Consider the following 15,570-nt stretch of genomic DNA (forward strand, 5'->3'; position numbering starts at 1 on the left):
TAGCTATATAGCTATCATCATTCCCCCAGAGTAATGGCACCCTGGCAACAGTTGCGTTTCCTGAAGATCTGGTAGGCAAAATCTTCACCCTGGATTGGAAACTCCCGACCCGCGCCCCACAATACGGTTGAGCGTCCGAGCGGCTGGCAGCATTTGCCTGCAATTTTCAGAGTTTGGGGAATCGGGTAGAGCATCTGGTATTTGTAGCCGGTCTTGTCCATGACTGGCTGCGGGGTATAGCCACAGATCGAATTATTACCAGCGGCAGACCACATCAATAGTTCTCGATGCAGTTTGGCGATAATGCGGTTTACCATCAGGCTGGATGCCTGTACCCCGCTAATATGTGCCTGGATATTGCCATTGAGCGGATGCAGGCTGCCCTGGCACCCCGCGCACCAAAAGAAAGCATTATTAGGAAAACCTGCGGTTGCTGCTACACAATCGGCTGCACAAGCCGCCCGTGCGGGAAGATTGCCAAAGAGAAAGACTTCTGGAGTCAACAGGGCAGTCAGCTCATCATCCTTCCACATCGGGTCGAGTTCGGTGAGATAGGCAATATCGAAGCCGACATTTTCCAGGCAACCGTTGTCCAATATTGCCTGTAGGAAGAAAATGATCGGATCGACGTACCAGTGAACTTGATAGAAGGAAGACTGGTCATGTCCCTCACGCCGGTTTCTCGACGCGACGGGCGCTTCGAACCCCGGATTGAGGCTGATCCCACCCAGGCTGGTCAGGCAAAAGGGATCACGTACCACATCGACACGCCTGACCGGCTCCCAGAAACTCACCTGAATGCCTACTCTGGGCGGATTGCCGCAGGCGCAGGCAATATCACCCGGATTGGATGTATCTTCCTGGTCAAGAGAGGAGATTCTTACCCCACCTATGTTGATCGGGAAAATACACGACCAGCAAATATCGGTGATTGGGTTGGCAAACTTGCCGGTACAGGTAGCGGCATGGGATACGCTGCAAACGGTAAGCAGTAGCAGGGCTGAAAGCAATTTTTCAAGGGTGGATTTCATCGATTCTCAGCCTTTTGCCTTCCTGCCTGACCGTTGCGGGCGAATGCGTGATTCTGAAGTGCTTCGACAAAACGCCGCCCTGATCAAAGAATACTTCCCGTTGCCATTCGCGCATCAGTTCCAGTGGCGCTCCGGCAATCAGTATGAGCTTGACCGGCATGTCCGCTGATTCGATAAAACGCTTGACGAAAACTACCTGGCGCTCATCATCGCCATTGAAAAACACCAGTATCTTGCTCAAACCGGCATAATCGAGCGGATTGACCTTGTAACCCGCCTTGAACATGATCCGGCCATGTTCGTCCACCATATCCCGGTCAAGGATGAAGGAGGGATCAATATAAAAGGTTTTGTTGGTTTCAGATGTGCTGATACCGGCAACCGGTTGTGGTCGCTCAATACCTGCAATCACCTTCTGTTTGTAGTTTTCCTGCAATTCGGCAAGCTCGCCAGTCTGTTCCATGTGCTTCAGTCTGGACTGCATGACTTCGATCAGGTCACGTTCCTGTATTGGATACGTCGGACCAATTACACCAAGGTCTTCGGCCATGAGTTTCCCGGCAATCAATACAAGCAGGCAGCAGATGAGCAGATGAATGCGTATCATGGCCTGCACCGCAGTAATGTGCCTTCGCTCGACAATCTGTCCGAATGCTCCTTGATGAGCTTGTTCAGAAGCACCACCGTGAAACGGTATCCTGCTCTTCTGACCGCCTTGGCCAGGATTTTTCTGTCAAGTTCGAGCCAGCCATCCTGATCGGTTTGCAAATCATCCATTGCGCGAACGACTGCCAGCAGCTCATCGAGCGAGGGGAAATTGTCCGATGCGTTGCCAGGCCCGCTGACTGATACTTTTGATGACGGAGTAGATTGTTGTAATGGCGGTGACTGCTGTATGCCGGTTTCGGGTTTTGAATTTGTCGATTGAGTTTCCGGGTGACTGTTGCTGGAACCGGATACCGGCTTGCCAGGTATCCTAACGAAAACAGCACTAATGGTTTTTTCCAGTCGGATGACCTTGATAGTCTGGCCATTTATTTCGGTATCGATTACTTTCTTCCAGGGTGTTACAGGATCGATCCACAACCATCTTTGATCAGACAGCGCATCCAGAATGCTCTTTAGCGGAAAAGTGCAACCACTAAAAGCATCTGGCCAGTGGATCAGCAGATACCCGTTTTCATCGAGCAGAACATCCTGCCCCCACTGTTTGCGGTTTGATGCAACATCATCGCGCAATACTTGCAGAATCCTGCCTGCTTCATTGTCAGGAAAATCCAGTTTCAATCCTTCCGGCAATACTGGCAATGCTGGATATGACGGCGAAGCAGCTTCTTTCTGAACAGGCTGGTTTTCCTGTAGGGTTGGCGATGGTTTTTGGTTTACTGCACCGATGGTATTAGTATTTTCCAATTGCTGCGAACTCTTGGCAGAAAAAGCGGGCGCGCTATCCATCTGCGGTGTCTGGGTGGCTATTTCTGGCGCTTCCAACTGCACACAAGTTACATCGATCACTTCTCCTTCTACCGTTTGCAGGGGCATTGCGGATACCATCACATCGTCTTTCAGGCGTATTACCTGCAAACGAATATCCGCGATCTTCTCCTTGAGGCAGGCAGGCGCAATTCTCCAGTAAGGCGACTGACCTTCCCTGATTTGCGCAATATCCCGTTCAACCAGCATATCGAGAATGCCTTCCGGGGTATGCGCAAGCCCCAGCATCTTTTCTTCACGAATGACACGCACCATATCCTCGCCAGAAGCAGGCCAGACGATATAAGTATTGCCCGCAAGCTTCCACACACGCGCACCAGGCTCATTGACCAGCCAGATACTTTCTTTGATCAGGCGGCGCATGATGTCGGTCAGCATGCGTTCGACTGGCACACCAAGATCATAGCCAGCCATGGTCGCGCCGATAGTTTTAAGATCGCGTTCCACACTGATCCGATCCGCCCTGATGACCAGATCATGAACGGGGTTGGCAGCAGAAGGATTGGAATTCAAGGACTCCATCAGCCAGATGATCATCTCGATACTGATTTCTTCTATTCCTGCAAGTGTTTCGGTGCCAATGATTCTGTCCGCTACCAGATTTGCCATAACGGTATGCTGGCGATCACGGCCTTCGCGCCAATCGAGATAATAGGATTCCACTTTTGATCGGGTTGCCCAGGCAAGCAGGCTTTCCCTGATGGGTCGCCATATCTTTGAGCGGTCATGATTGGCAATCGTCATGTCGGTAACAGGCTTGCCAGCGTCGTGACACAGGGCGGCCAGAAACACGATCAGTTGCCAGCTCGTCTCCATTTCTCGTCGCTTTGCTGGAGTCTGCGCGATGTTCGGCAGGGCTTTTTCTGCTGATTGCAGCGCATACAGTGCAACTTCCAGAGAATGCCGGAACAATCCCCCAGCGCCACGGTGATGATGCGATTGTGAAGCAGGCAAAAGATGTGCATAAGCAGCAAATCTTTCAATTACAGGAATGTAGTATTGATTGAAGTGAGTCTGATTGCCAATGGTGCGCTGGATGCGATCAATGATGTCTTCCTGGGTGTACATAAGCCGATCAACCGCAATGACTGGCAAACCCTGAACGAAAGGCGGGTAACGCGGAATGTCTTCGTCACGAAATTGTTTCGATAGGGATCGCTTGCCAGGAGATGCCATGGTATCGCCTGACACACCCAAAAATTTCAGCAGACGGGCAAACACAATCAGAATACCCTGTGGGCACGACCAATGATCTGGTCACGACGCACCCAACCGACCAGCTCATATCTCGAATCCAGACTGTCTGGATGGGTTGCGGCCATGTAGTAATGATCTTCAGGAACGATGCCAACCGATGCTCTTTTTATGGGAATACCAGTCTGGGAATATGGTTTTGTCCGTCCGACAAAAACATCATTCACAAAATAATCGTGATGACCGATTTCTACTTCCGTGGATGTGATGATAGAGCCAGGCAGTCCTTTCGTGATCTTGACAAAGACGGCTCCTTTTCTATAGAAGGCACCACCTTCGTAGAGGAAGGCGATTGTTTCGCCAGGCTCAGGGTTCAGACCCTGATTTTTCTCGATCAGAAAAACCGTGCCCGGTAATGAGTCACTTAAATTGAAAGAGATGGCGTAGCTTCTGCCAAAAGCGATGCACCCGACTATCAGCCATAGGTATAGCGGTGTGTATCTGGAAAAATGTGCATAAGTTCTGTTCAACATGCACAACATGCTACACAATCAGAATAGAAAACCACCTCAGATAGATGACCGGATATGTCGTTTATCGGGGATTGTTATATCATTATTTTTATGATTTAGACTTCACTTGTCAAAACACACATATCTTTTGTGGGGTATCCAGCTAAATGCTGTGATTTTGATATGTGAAATAAATTTTTCTTAAATTACAATAAGTTGTAACACGTGCTAAACACATACCACTTTCAATACAACAAAAAAAACCATAAACTTTACTTTTTTATCAATAAGTTAAACGCATGAAAATATTTACCGCATTTAGCTGGATACCCCACTTATTATTTGTTGTGGTCAACTTAAACTGGATACTTCGCCAAGGCAATCAAGCTTAAATTAGGCTATGTTGCAATTATACTCGGCGCGGTCAGGTATGCGGAAAATGAGGCGGGTATAATATCGGATTTTAGCTCTTACTAAGACATGCTCCAGCCCAACTGTTAGCCACAAGTAGTAATGCCCCCTTTCTCCTAAATAGAAAGGTCCGCTGGTGGTTAAACTCACCCCTGTTAAAAACAGAAGCGGATTATTTAGAAAATGGACAAGCTCAGAAAGAAGTAAAATGGTCACAGATACGAAAAAGGCCGAGGCATTATAGGACAGCAGCTTTTGCCATCAACAGATCATTTGGTGCCCACACGATTTGCATTTATGGCCATAATTTTTCTCCGGCAATACCCTGCATTCGATAACATTCAGATAACGCTCAACCAGTCTGGAGCATTCCTCTTCACCCATCAGTTGCACCCTGATCGCACGGCGTTTACCCGTTTGGCGATTGTTGATCGCCACAAAGCCATAGTTGGCGGTGGGCATTCCATTGTGTCTCAGCAGCCATGCCTGCAATGATAGCTGGGCGATGTCTGTTTCAAAAACCTGATAGGTATTGCGATTCTTGCTTTCCAAAGGAACATGCAAACCATTTTCCAGTTGGTATACCTGGTCGGGACGGCCAATCACAGGGTAAGGACTATCCATTCGCAGATCCTTTTCTATAATCACCACTTTTCCTGCTTTCAACTCGGCAGGCCGCCAATCTCTGGATAACCTGCGCCATGTCAGATATACCCAGTAAACGGCGATGATTGCCAGCGTAATCGCTATTGATTCGAGCATCATTTTGTTTGCTTATTGCTCTTGTCGAGCACAGCAACGAATCTATCCAGGCCGACGCGCATCAGTGATGTCAACCATGTGTGGTGTGCCATCTTGCTTACCATGAAAGGTGAAAACCAGTAATACCATCTGACGAAAATTTGCCCAATTACCGATTGCAGCAGCACATCATCGCGCCATTTCCGTAGCGTTACGGCCTCAAGCGAATCGATTCCATAGATACTGGAGGCAATGAAACAGCGTTTGTCGATTAGCTCGCCTGGCTTGTTTTGCAGCACACGGATTTTCTGCTCGATCTCAAACCGTCTGTGCTCAATTACACCCTCAACCGCACGCTTGCGAACAAAATCGGGGGATGCGTCACCAAGCCGTCGATCAAACATCATTTTCTGCTCGCAATAAACCGCAGATACGATGTCTGAAATGCTATGGTAGCGTTTCTTCCTGCTGTGGCGATAGCCGCTCATACCCATGCCTTTTTCTGAGTTTGTCAATCCGGTTATATTCTTTCAGGGCTGTTTCCAGATCAGAAAATAATCTTATCCTGGCACCATGTCTCCTGTTCGACAGCCCATACCAATGGCAGCAAAGTGTGTATTCACCAAACAAATCTTTAAAAATTGCCATTGAGTAGCCACGCCTGTCGGTTCGATAATTTGCTTGGTACATTACTCGCCTTCCTTAGATCGCATTGCAGCAGCTTTCGCATAACGAATCGAAAATAGCGCCCTGTTCAGATGAAATGCTTCCCGCCTGATCCAGGCAAGCTCTTTCTCTGTTTCCTCAATTAACGGCTTTTCCCATTCCCTTGCAAAAGCAAATAGTTTTGACAGGGTGTAGGTGTGCGATCCTTTGCCTTTCGTAATATGTGTGTATAGCGGATATTTCTTGCCATTTGCAGTGCTGCTCCATTTAACCCCTGTCCAGTCGATTCGAAGATTATTCCCTTTTCGGTGAATCCTTAAATTCAGATGGCTTTTGTTTTGCCATCCTGGTTTTTCGTTCTGCATCACCAGTTCCCAATGGAGATCAATTATCGATGAGGCGATTGCCTCCAATTCATCGATCCGGTTTTCGATAGATGTCCAGATTGTTTCCAGGCTTTCCATAGAATGCTGCATTTTTGGTTCAACCGTTTCCATTCTCTATACCTGCTTTCCATGTTGGCCAGCGTTTGTTTTACTGCTGGTTGCAAAAATAAATGTTTTCAGAAAATTTAGAGATAAATCTCAAGAGTTGTTTCCCTGGCAGAAAACAACTCTTAATATATTGTTTTCCGTATTCAGAAAACTACGAGAATTAATTAAAAACGAAAAAAATATTATATTTATTATCAGATAGTTAGTTTTTTGTTGCATTGAGAAATAAAAAAGAAAAAAATTCTTTTTCAGAAAAACAATTTATTTTTTTATTGCGCGGATTTTAAAAAACCCAATGCCAAAAAATCGTGAAATGCTAACACGCAGGATCGCGGGTAACCAACTACGATAGTTGACATATTCAGTCATCTATCTGGATATATTTCATTAGATTTGTTTGTTAGAGTGCATCTGGATACCAGGTCTGGGCTGAAATACAAAACCGTGTTGCCTGGCAAAGGTGCCCTGTAGGTATCCCACAGGGATACATGCAATACTTTTTTGGAAATGCAGAGCCTTTTTTCTGGGTGTAGGTGCCCTGTAGGTATCCCACAGGGACACATGCGATGCTTTTTGGGAAGATGAAAAGCCGTATTTCCGGATAGTGAAGGTCTGTAGACCTTCTGTAGACCTTCACGAGTAAAAAAATAATGAATTTTTGGAAAATTATCGGGCATAGAAGGTCTGTAGACCTTCTGTAGACCTTCACAGGTAGAAACGGAGAAAATAATTGAACATTGTCGGTATAGATATTGGTTATTCAAATCTCAAGGTAGCTTACGGCCAAAATAATAATTCTGAATCGCCAAAAACCGTACTCAGACCAGCAGGTGCGGCACCAGTGGATTGCTTTGGATCACGGATCGACGGGAAAGATAATGAGGATTTTCTGAAAGTGACGGTAAAAGGTAAATCGTTTGTCGCGGGCGTTTCTTCAGATCGGGCACAGATGTGGAGCCGCTCCTTGCACGCTGAATATTCCTCCAGTGATTCATATCAAGCACTTTTCAAAGCCGGTTTGCTCCTGACTGGAATGGAACATATAGATATACTCATTACAGGACTGCCTGTCTCCCAATCTCTCAACGAGAAAAGAAAAAACGCATTAATACATTCCATGACAGGTATTCATGAAATATCACCAGGGAAAACTGTTAGGGTCAAAGAAGTAAATGTCGTATCACAACCAATTGGCGGATTCCTGGATTTCATATCGAGAAGCAATGAGGACATCGAGGATGCAAGCATACTGGTGATTGACCCAGGATTCTTCTCGGTCGATTGGGTGGTGATCAGCAATAATGAAATACATAAACATTCATCCGGTACGAGCCTGACTGCATCATCTGTGTTACTGGAGGAAGCTGCCAGGCTGATCAGTAAGGATCATGGAACCGAAGTAAGCGCCGAGATAATTGAGAATGCCATCCGTAAAAATAAAACCACCATTCTGGTTATAGGGCAGCGCGTTGAAATTGCGTCATATTTGAATAGAGCAAAAAATTCGATAGGTCCGGTAGTTACCGAAGAAATTCAGAAGTCCTTGCGCAAAGAAAATAAGATGGTCGATCTGGTGGTGATGGTAGGAGGGGGTGCGTCCTTTTTTATGGATGCAATAAAGGATGCTTTCCCACGATTAAAAATTCTAATGACACGAGATGCTGTTTATTCCAATTGCCGAGGGTTTTGGATGATGGGAGCAGCTACTGAATGAACGCGGTGAAGATAAAACTGGTGATCAGTAGTGAGTCGAATACAGAGCTTTTTGAAGAAATCAACAGGTTGCCGCCAAGAAACAGGGCGGAAAGAATTCGTACTTTGGCTACTATTGGATTGCTGAAATTCTCCAATGATCCCAATTCGCAACCGGAAGATCAAATCCAGACAAAAGAGAAAGAAGACGAGAGTGAGGATGAGTTAATACGCAGAAAAAAGCATGCCATGATGGTAGCAAAAAAACTTATCAATAACCTGTGATGAGTATCTTACCGGAATGCGCGAAAAGCCCCGATGTTCAGGCCGGGGAGGATGTTAAGTCATTCCAGATTATCGATTCTTCGTCTCAAAGCAACAAGCTTCCGCTCCAGTTCGGCGATCCTTTTCGCTTCATGAATTTTGGCTGATAACACGTCCAGTATGGCAGAACAAATTTCGTCTTCAAGCTCGAACATTTGCTCTTCCAGTCTGCGCAATTTCGAGATAAAGGGACGAAAACTGATTGCAGACCCTGATGAGGCCATTTCTCCTGTGCCTGTTAAAAGCCAGTGCAAATTAACACCAGTTTTGGCGAAAGCGATTAGAGAATGGCCACCGGGAATGCTCGAACCCCCTTCACACTTCCTGATGATAGCGACACTAATACCAGCCATGGAGGCAAACTCCTCCTGACTTTTAAGGATGGACTTTCTCCATTGCCTTAACCGGATGGCGATTTCTGAGGCACTATCATTAGCATTCAATTTATATACTAACCACTAAAATTATTGACAGAATATATTTAAATAGTATTATTGTTATATTAGAAAAGGTGAAAATATATCATGAAAGACATCTTTTATATAAATTATCAATTTTTGCTTATGGCAAGAGACGCGGCAAAATCGAATTCCGGTGAATTAGTGTTTGGACTGTCCCGCGCAATCCTGGACAAGCTGTCTGAGATGAACGTCGATCAAATCGATAATCTTGCCCGGTCTTCCGGAGTAAGCCTGCTGTCTACAAGACTGAATGAGTCGGAAATGGCCAGACTGATCCAAATGCCGGAAACATGCAGAATGAATTACATCGTATCGATTCCTTCCGAAAAACATTAGATGATCTGCGCGGCAGAAATAATAAACCTGAAGAACGCGTGCGATTTGATCAGAGCGAGAATGAGGCTTACTGTCGTTCAGCGTGTAACCGGAGTGAATTCTCGAACATTACGCTCACTCTGGCATGAAATAAATCAGAACAATCCAAGTAGTGGGCGACTCAAGGATACCGTCTCCAATTCCATAAGGAGCTATGAAGAAGCCACGAAACTTGCAGCTTTCATTTCCATCTACAAGACGGTTTACCATAACAAAAATAAATGTACATTTTCTTCCAACAGTATTCAATTTGACACTCAAACACTGCTTGAAACATGGGATGAATTCAAAAAATTAAACAATGAAATAAATATCAATCTGGCATATTATGCCATAAGGGATATAAGTGCTGGGATTGTACAATTTACGGAATGTCGTGTCTGTAATGCAAATTTCATTTATGATCATTCGAGGAGAATTACAGAAATATGTCCATTTTGCAAAATAACAGCGCAGAAAAAAGGATTAAGGGAAAGAACGTGTGCTCGAAAGTGTTCTCAACCCTATGTGTCAGGACACCTTTCACCTCAGTTGGAACCTAAAAACTTGAATGGCGAAGCGAGAGGATATGATGCAAAAGAGTATATTTAAGGAATTAGTAATCAAGAAGATGATGCCACCCAATCTGGCATCTGTTCCGCAATTGTGTAAAGGCCATCTCTAAAAATTCAAGTTCAAGTATTTGACAAAATGGATACCAGACAAGAAAAATTCGAGCGTAAAGCAAAAATACTGCTATTCGTTGTCATTACCGTGATAGTAATGGCAACGAAAGAGATTACGAAGGTAACCGTGATCAATAATCTGGTTTATTCGGTTTTTTTGTGGGCGTTACTGTGGCTTCTGTACGTTGTTGTTCGGGATACCGCTATCATAATCGGCTGGAAAAAACCAGCATTCCCACTTCCTCAGTATGAACAGGAAGATATGGGAATAGCTAAGGCGTATGAAGAAGATGGTGGTTTATCATTAGATCTTTCTAACTCAATGAATCCACACAACCGTCTTTATTTTCCGCGTGACGAATGAATCATTGCTTGTCCTTTTTCCCTGGTACTTTCGGAACCAGTTCCAGGATACTATCCATCAAGGGATTATAAGGAGTTCCCTGCTCAGTACGCTGTTGCTGGGCTTCGGTAACCGCAGCGCCGGGCATACCTGGAAGTTGGGATGCAATTCCGTCAGGGAGAACACCTGACGTATTGCTTATGGCAGTACCCATCAACGGTTGTGCGCCGGGTTCGGTACGTTTTTCTGCTTCATCCTTGACTGGAGTACCTGTCGTATCAACATAGGTTCCACCGGCATCCATGGCGTTGATGACACGATCACGTACATGATCGAATTTGGAAGGCATTCCGCTCGTAACGGTACTGTTTGGATCCAGACCGGCATTAGCTGCTGCGGATGCCGCCTGGCCTCCATTCCATCCTTGTGCACTTCCGGAGCTACGAATCATTTGCGACTGCTCCGTGAAGAAGCGGCGAATGTCTTCCGGTGAATTGAACTGTGGCGCATTGGCCGTCACCATTGATTCCATCTTTTCCTTGTAGAAGGTATCGAGGAATGGCACTAACAGCTCAGGATTTTTCTCGGCCATCTGGGAGACAGTTGGGCCATCGAACCCCCTGCCCTGTAAATCGAATGGGTTGCGTTGTGTTCCCATCCATGCCATGAACTGATGGTACATGCTTGCCTCAAACCCGGCTGAGTTTTCCTTCAACTGTCCGGATAGTTCCTTGAGGGATTCGGATCGCTGGTATTGGGCTGTTGCCGAATCCGATCGGGTGCTGGACTGATTGAAGCTGGAGACGATCGATTCCGCCGCTCTGCGACCTGATTCATCGCTTGTATCAACACTCGTGTTTCGGGCGGCCTGCTCTACCCGGTTCAGCGCCTCTGAGTGTCCATCCTTCTGCAAATAACCAATGGCAGATTTCAAGGTTTGCTCGGCTCTGGCTGAAGATCCACCAGTAATAGTTGCAGTTGCCTGGGCGGCAAGAGGTAGAAGCGAATTAAGCGCTTTGGGACTCTTGAGCATGGCTTGTGCAGTCCCCAGAATTTCTGCACTTTGTTTTTGGCTAAATCCATGATCCGTGGCAAAATTATTGGTGATTTCTCTCGCTTCGTTCACGGCTTGCGAAAATCCGATCTGGCTGCTGGTTCCGGTTTGTGTGCCGCTACGTTCACTTGAGCCACGAGTTTTGACGAAATCGAAAGCTTGCTGCAAGCCAGTAGCATACATTTTGCCGGACGTGACCATTTCACTGGTAGCAGCCGATTGTGCCGATTCCGATTGCTGCTGAAAGGTGCTGGCCATGCGCTCGCCAAAGGTCAAGCGCATGCTGGTATTGTGGCGTATCAGTGAAGAATCGAATACCTGATGACCATCTGCCGTAGTTGTGGTAATAATGCCATTGCTGGCAACATCACGACGAACCGGAGCACCTACGTGCGTATTGGGAGCAAGACTATATTGCCCCATCGTCTGGTTATCGACATTGAGGCTGCCCATGTTGATATTGCCTTGGGAAGCGGCAGAGGCGAATCTGGCAGCTTCCGCACCCATCGGGGAGCCCAGCACATTACCGAATGCACTCGCGCCAAGGGCCAGGCCACTCACGATCATCCAGGAGATGGTCGGAATGCCCACCGCAGCTATCATGCCTGCGATTGCCTGATCGGAGATCATCAGGTTGTTGAGATACGTATACGTCACCATCGACATGCCACCATTGGCCAGTGCATCCGCCTGTTTTGCCGAATACATGGTGATGATAAAATTCATGACTGCATAGAGCGGTGGCCAGAGCTGTATCCACAACAGGCTCTTGGCATACATGCCAAACGCTGCCAGGCCATATTGCCCGAGTACGACGATGATAAGCAGCGCAAGCGGAGCCAGCGCATACTGAATCATCTCGATGATATTGCGCATCTTTGGCATTACCTGCTGGCCAATGGAGGCCATGACCTTGTAGGATTCGGAGGTGGAACGTAGTGCCTGTACTTCGGCAAGAGCAGTGGTAGCGGTTGCCGTATCTCCGATTTGTGCCGGAATCTTGTATTGCGCATCCAGAAACAGGTTCATGACCATGCCCTGCCGGATGATCTCCGGTGCAGCAGAGGAAATGCTGGTGTAGAGGTTGGCGGAGGTCATGATCTGGCTTTGCGTCAGTGCCTGGCGGCTGGCAAGCGGCACATGCGGGTTGAGTGCATTGCCCAGATCGGTGATGCTGGTAGCCACCACCGTATTGATTTGAGTGCTCATCTCTGTATAGGCTTCCGGACAGGTTTTGGGAAGCATCATGATGCCCGATGGAATCTGCCTGATTTCCACGTAACGGGCGATATTGGTTTTGTTGTTGAGATAAGACCAGATGTCCGGTTGGCGGATTAGCTCATGAGGTGGAACGAAGCCTGTGACAAATTCAGGATAGACGCATTCCCGTATGAAATCCATCATGTTGGCTGATAGCACCGGACTGCCGGATCGTGCCACCAGTATCTCGCGCACCACCCGTGCGCCGAACAGAGTGCCGGATTTGCGAAACTGTACGTCATTTGGCAACGAAAATACCGTCTCGAAAGATGTTGTCAGAAAATCGCCAATTTTGCTGACCGTGCCTGCCAATGCTGCGATACCAACAGGTACGTTTCCGACAAGTTGCGGAGTGGGGTTGGTACTCGTGTGATCTACTATCACTACCGTGGCCTTTGGCACCAGCAGCAGGCCATGAAACAGAGTGAGCAGGACAACCCATCGCCACATATCATCCATGCGGCCCCGTCCGGCTACGACCACCATCGCTACGCTGATCAGGGCGATAATCGCCAGCAGGCGAAGAAGTCCCAGGAAATTCGAGCTGTTGGTCAGGGCAGCAACAGCATTGAATAATGTGACCAGTTCAGTGGCGTTCCAGTAGGAATAAATTTCGTAGTTCATTTTCTATTTCAGATCGATATTGGAATTGAAAAGTGACAGTGAATTACGCAGATCGTTGGATACGGCGCTCATCATGGTCTGGTTGATCATTTGCAGGTTTCTGGCCTGCTCTGCAATGCCGATGCCCTTCTGATAGGCAAGGGAGACTCCTTCCGCCATTTCCATCCTGACCTGGCCTGCATCATCCCGCAATTGTTCAATGCTTTTGGTTGCAGCAGGATCCTGCATCGCACGCGCATGGACAAGCGCCTTGTTCATTTCCCGAAGCGCTGCATTAACGAAATTGGCGGCAACTTCAGTGGCAATAATTTCCGCGTATTCATCGAGGGCAGCCTGGGAGAAAGGGACGGTTGCGGACATCGACAACAGCTTCCACAAAGGGGTGGTCGATTGCGTCAGGAAGAAGGTATCGGTATCGGAAAAACCCTGCGCATCTCGGGCATGGATTTTGTCCGTACCTTTCCTGATGATTTCACGAACCCGCCACGCAAAAGGTGTAATCGCGATCGTGTCTTCAATGAGATTGTCACAATCAGTACCCGAGCATCGCCATACCTTGATGGGCTTGCTGCTTTGTGAAACGTTTCCGATCAGATCCTTGAATTCAAGAATCTTGCCAAAACTCAGCACCTGTGGTTCCGCGTTGGCGGCATCTCCCGTCGCCCTGACAATGATCGTGCCAACCAGACTCATCATCAGTTCCTTGATGTGATCCGGCGCGCTCAGGTTGCTCATTGCTTTCCACGCGACATTACCCGGATTGAGATAGGTTTTGAGCGCAGGATCAGCGCTCGATGTTTCGGTTAATGTCTCCTTTCTGGTTGTGAAATCACTTGACCATTTGGAGAGGCCATCGAGTGAATCGGTGAACTTGTTGATCAAACTTGAGCCATTGCTCTGTGCATTTACCTGTTCTTTGGCTTTTTGTGCCATTTGCGGCAGCGGTGTCATGCCGATCAGCGCCTCTGCCGCACGGCAGGAATTCATGTTGAGCAGGCTGTTCGCGCTCTGGGCTGCGTTTTGCAGACTTTTCATGAGATCAGCCAAATCAGGCGAAATCGTTTGTACGGCGATCATAAAGGAGTAACCCAGCGCATTATTGGCTATGTTGCGCAGCAGAGCTGTGAACTGCGCTGTGTTAATGAACGAAAATGATCCCGCGTGGAGATCGATGCCGCCACAGCCTGCACGAAAAGTCGGTGCGGCGAGGCTGCCCAACTGGTAGCTGGTCACGGGAGCACGCATATAAAGTGATCCGCCCGTGAAAAAGGATCCAGTCTGTCCCTGGATGGCCTGCGGTGTTGTGACGTTGCTGTAGGTTCCCATGGCATTGAACCATGAGTTCATGTCGGTGCTGATGTTGGCAAGTGCAGGACTACCTTGTAGCGCAAATAGCAGAATCAGAATGTAACGGGACTTGATCATGGCGTCAGCCTCAAATTGGGATCAATAGGATTCACCTGGTTGCGTGCTGGTCAGGACATGAATCCTCTCGATCATCTCCTGAGACGAAATCACGCCGGAACCCAAAGGAACCAGGCGTTTGTCGCGAATATTGCCCAGCACCATCAACGGAACTTCCATGACGCCCAGTTGTGTCGCCAGCCCATTATCCATGCGGGCATTCGGATATTGCGGCAGCGTGCTGCCATCGAGCGATACTGGAAAAATCGTGATTCCATGCGCCTGGGTAAGATAACCAAGTGTCTGTGCCATCATGTGGCAATAGGGACAGTCGGCTTTGAAGAAAAAGAATATTCCCCACTCTCTGCCAATCTTCTCCAGCGTGTCCAGTTGGGCAGCACGGGTCGCCTTCTTGTGAATATCGAGTGCCGCGTTGTTAACCGGATGTTTCAGCTCATAATTGAGTTCTGGTGTCTGCCAGATCACTCTGCGCCAGACATCGGAGAAAACAGATGCCATCTGCATCGACTGGTTTTGCAGGTCGATATAGGCGGTTACATTCCCTGGTGTCGGTTCCAGAATGGCAAGCGCCCGTCTGCCTTTGAGTTCTTTCTGCAATTCCTCAAGCTTCTTTATGGCCGCCTCATGAGGCGTTTCCTGTCTGGCCAGTGGTTCCTGATATTCTTCGGGTTCAACCTCGCAATACCAGAGGAATTTGGTGCGGTCGCATTGCCATACCGAAGGGTAATCGATGCCGGATACTTCATCTAGCATCGCCCAGGCAGAAAATGGAATGATCAAAAGTATCAGCGCATGAAACCACAT

The 15,570-nt window shown here is 47.6% G+C and carries 16 protein-coding genes; 5 read left to right on the forward strand and 11 right to left on the reverse strand.

What is annotated here, in order from left to right; all coding sequences use genetic code 11:
* Positions 1–17: 17 nt before the first annotated feature.
* From IPG31_00415 to IPG31_00445, 7 genes are all read right to left on the reverse strand, one after another.
* Positions 18–1,031, reverse strand: a complete 1,014-nt coding sequence (locus tag IPG31_00415) for a TraU family protein (GenBank protein MBK6616888.1) — start codon at positions 1,029–1,031, stop codon at positions 18–20.
* The gene (gene traW / locus IPG31_00420; protein ID MBK6616889.1) at positions 1,015–1,638 is read right to left on the reverse strand and encodes a type-F conjugative transfer system protein TraW; all 624 of its coding nucleotides are present in this window, start codon (positions 1,636–1,638) and stop codon (positions 1,015–1,017) included. The genes IPG31_00415 and traW overlap by 17 nt, the downstream gene beginning before the upstream one ends.
* The gene (locus IPG31_00425) at positions 1,635–3,701 is read right to left on the reverse strand and encodes a TraI domain-containing protein (protein MBK6616890.1); all 2,067 of its coding nucleotides are present in this window, start codon (positions 3,699–3,701) and stop codon (positions 1,635–1,637) included. Before IPG31_00425 ends, traW begins: the two co-directional genes overlap by 4 nt.
* A gap of 47 nt (positions 3,702–3,748) precedes the next feature.
* Positions 3,749–4,252 (reverse strand): S26 family signal peptidase, encoded by a 504-nt coding sequence (locus tag IPG31_00430; GenBank protein ID MBK6616891.1) that lies wholly within the window; start codon positions 4,250–4,252, stop codon positions 3,749–3,751.
* A gap of 651 nt (positions 4,253–4,903) precedes the next feature.
* Positions 4,904–5,407 carry a Dna2/Cas4 domain-containing protein gene (locus tag IPG31_00435; protein ID MBK6616892.1) on the reverse strand — a complete coding sequence of 168 codons (504 nt, stop codon included), beginning with the start codon at positions 5,405–5,407 and terminating at the stop codon, positions 4,904–4,906.
* Positions 5,404–5,898, reverse strand: a complete 495-nt coding sequence (locus tag IPG31_00440; GenBank protein ID MBK6616893.1) for a hypothetical protein — start codon at positions 5,896–5,898, stop codon at positions 5,404–5,406. Before IPG31_00440 ends, IPG31_00435 begins: the two co-directional genes overlap by 4 nt.
* 174 nt (positions 5,899–6,072) lie before the next feature.
* Positions 6,073–6,546 (reverse strand): hypothetical protein, encoded by a 474-nt coding sequence (locus IPG31_00445; protein MBK6616894.1) that lies wholly within the window; start codon positions 6,544–6,546, stop codon positions 6,073–6,075.
* A 748-nt stretch (positions 6,547–7,294) separates the two neighbouring features.
* Between IPG31_00445 and IPG31_00450 the strand changes: the two genes are divergently transcribed.
* Positions 7,295–8,257 (forward strand): ParM/StbA family protein, encoded by a 963-nt coding sequence (locus IPG31_00450; GenBank protein MBK6616895.1) that lies wholly within the window; start codon positions 7,295–7,297, stop codon positions 8,255–8,257.
* A complete protein-coding gene (locus IPG31_00455; protein MBK6616896.1) occupies positions 8,254–8,520 on the forward strand; it encodes a hypothetical protein in 267 nt (88 codons plus the stop codon). The genes IPG31_00450 and IPG31_00455 overlap by 4 nt, the downstream gene beginning before the upstream one ends.
* Positions 8,521–8,579: 59 nt before the next feature.
* On the opposite strand, the gene IPG31_00460 is transcribed toward IPG31_00455, so the two are convergent.
* A complete protein-coding gene (locus tag IPG31_00460; protein ID MBK6616897.1) occupies positions 8,580–9,002 on the reverse strand; it encodes a helix-turn-helix transcriptional regulator in 423 nt (140 codons plus the stop codon).
* Positions 9,003–9,083: 81 nt separating this feature from the next.
* Here IPG31_00460 and IPG31_00465 point away from each other — a divergent pair, with 81 nt between their 5' ends.
* The 3 genes from IPG31_00465 (at position 9,084) to IPG31_00475 (ending at position 10,424) form a co-directional block, all read left to right on the forward strand.
* Positions 9,084–9,356: a hypothetical protein gene (locus IPG31_00465; GenBank protein MBK6616898.1), complete on the forward strand. Its 273-nt coding sequence runs from the start codon at positions 9,084–9,086 to the stop codon at positions 9,354–9,356.
* Positions 9,357–9,986 carry a hypothetical protein gene (locus IPG31_00470; GenBank protein ID MBK6616899.1) on the forward strand — a complete coding sequence of 210 codons (630 nt, stop codon included), beginning with the start codon at positions 9,357–9,359 and terminating at the stop codon, positions 9,984–9,986.
* 99 nt (positions 9,987–10,085) lie between these two features.
* Positions 10,086–10,424 carry a hypothetical protein gene (locus IPG31_00475; GenBank protein MBK6616900.1) on the forward strand — a complete coding sequence of 113 codons (339 nt, stop codon included), beginning with the start codon at positions 10,086–10,088 and terminating at the stop codon, positions 10,422–10,424.
* Between the two features lies 1 nt (position 10,425).
* On the opposite strand, the gene IPG31_00480 is transcribed toward IPG31_00475, so the two are convergent.
* Genes IPG31_00480 through IPG31_00490 form a run of 3 tightly spaced genes read right to left on the reverse strand, consistent with a single transcriptional unit; the run spans position 10,426 to position 15,570 of the window.
* The gene (locus IPG31_00480; protein MBK6616901.1) at positions 10,426–13,341 is read right to left on the reverse strand and encodes a conjugal transfer protein TraG N-terminal domain-containing protein; all 2,916 of its coding nucleotides are present in this window, start codon (positions 13,339–13,341) and stop codon (positions 10,426–10,428) included.
* Positions 13,342–13,344: 3 nt separating this feature from the next.
* Positions 13,345–14,766 carry a conjugal transfer protein TraH gene (locus tag IPG31_00485; GenBank protein MBK6616902.1) on the reverse strand — a complete coding sequence of 474 codons (1,422 nt, stop codon included), beginning with the start codon at positions 14,764–14,766 and terminating at the stop codon, positions 13,345–13,347.
* A 21-nt stretch (positions 14,767–14,787) separates the two neighbouring features.
* Positions 14,788–15,570 (reverse strand): conjugal transfer protein TraF, encoded by a 783-nt coding sequence (locus IPG31_00490; GenBank protein ID MBK6616903.1) that lies wholly within the window; start codon positions 15,568–15,570, stop codon positions 14,788–14,790.

This window comes from Nitrosomonas sp., from assembly GCA_016703745.1.
GTDB lineage: Bacteria > Pseudomonadota > Gammaproteobacteria > Burkholderiales > Nitrosomonadaceae > Nitrosomonas.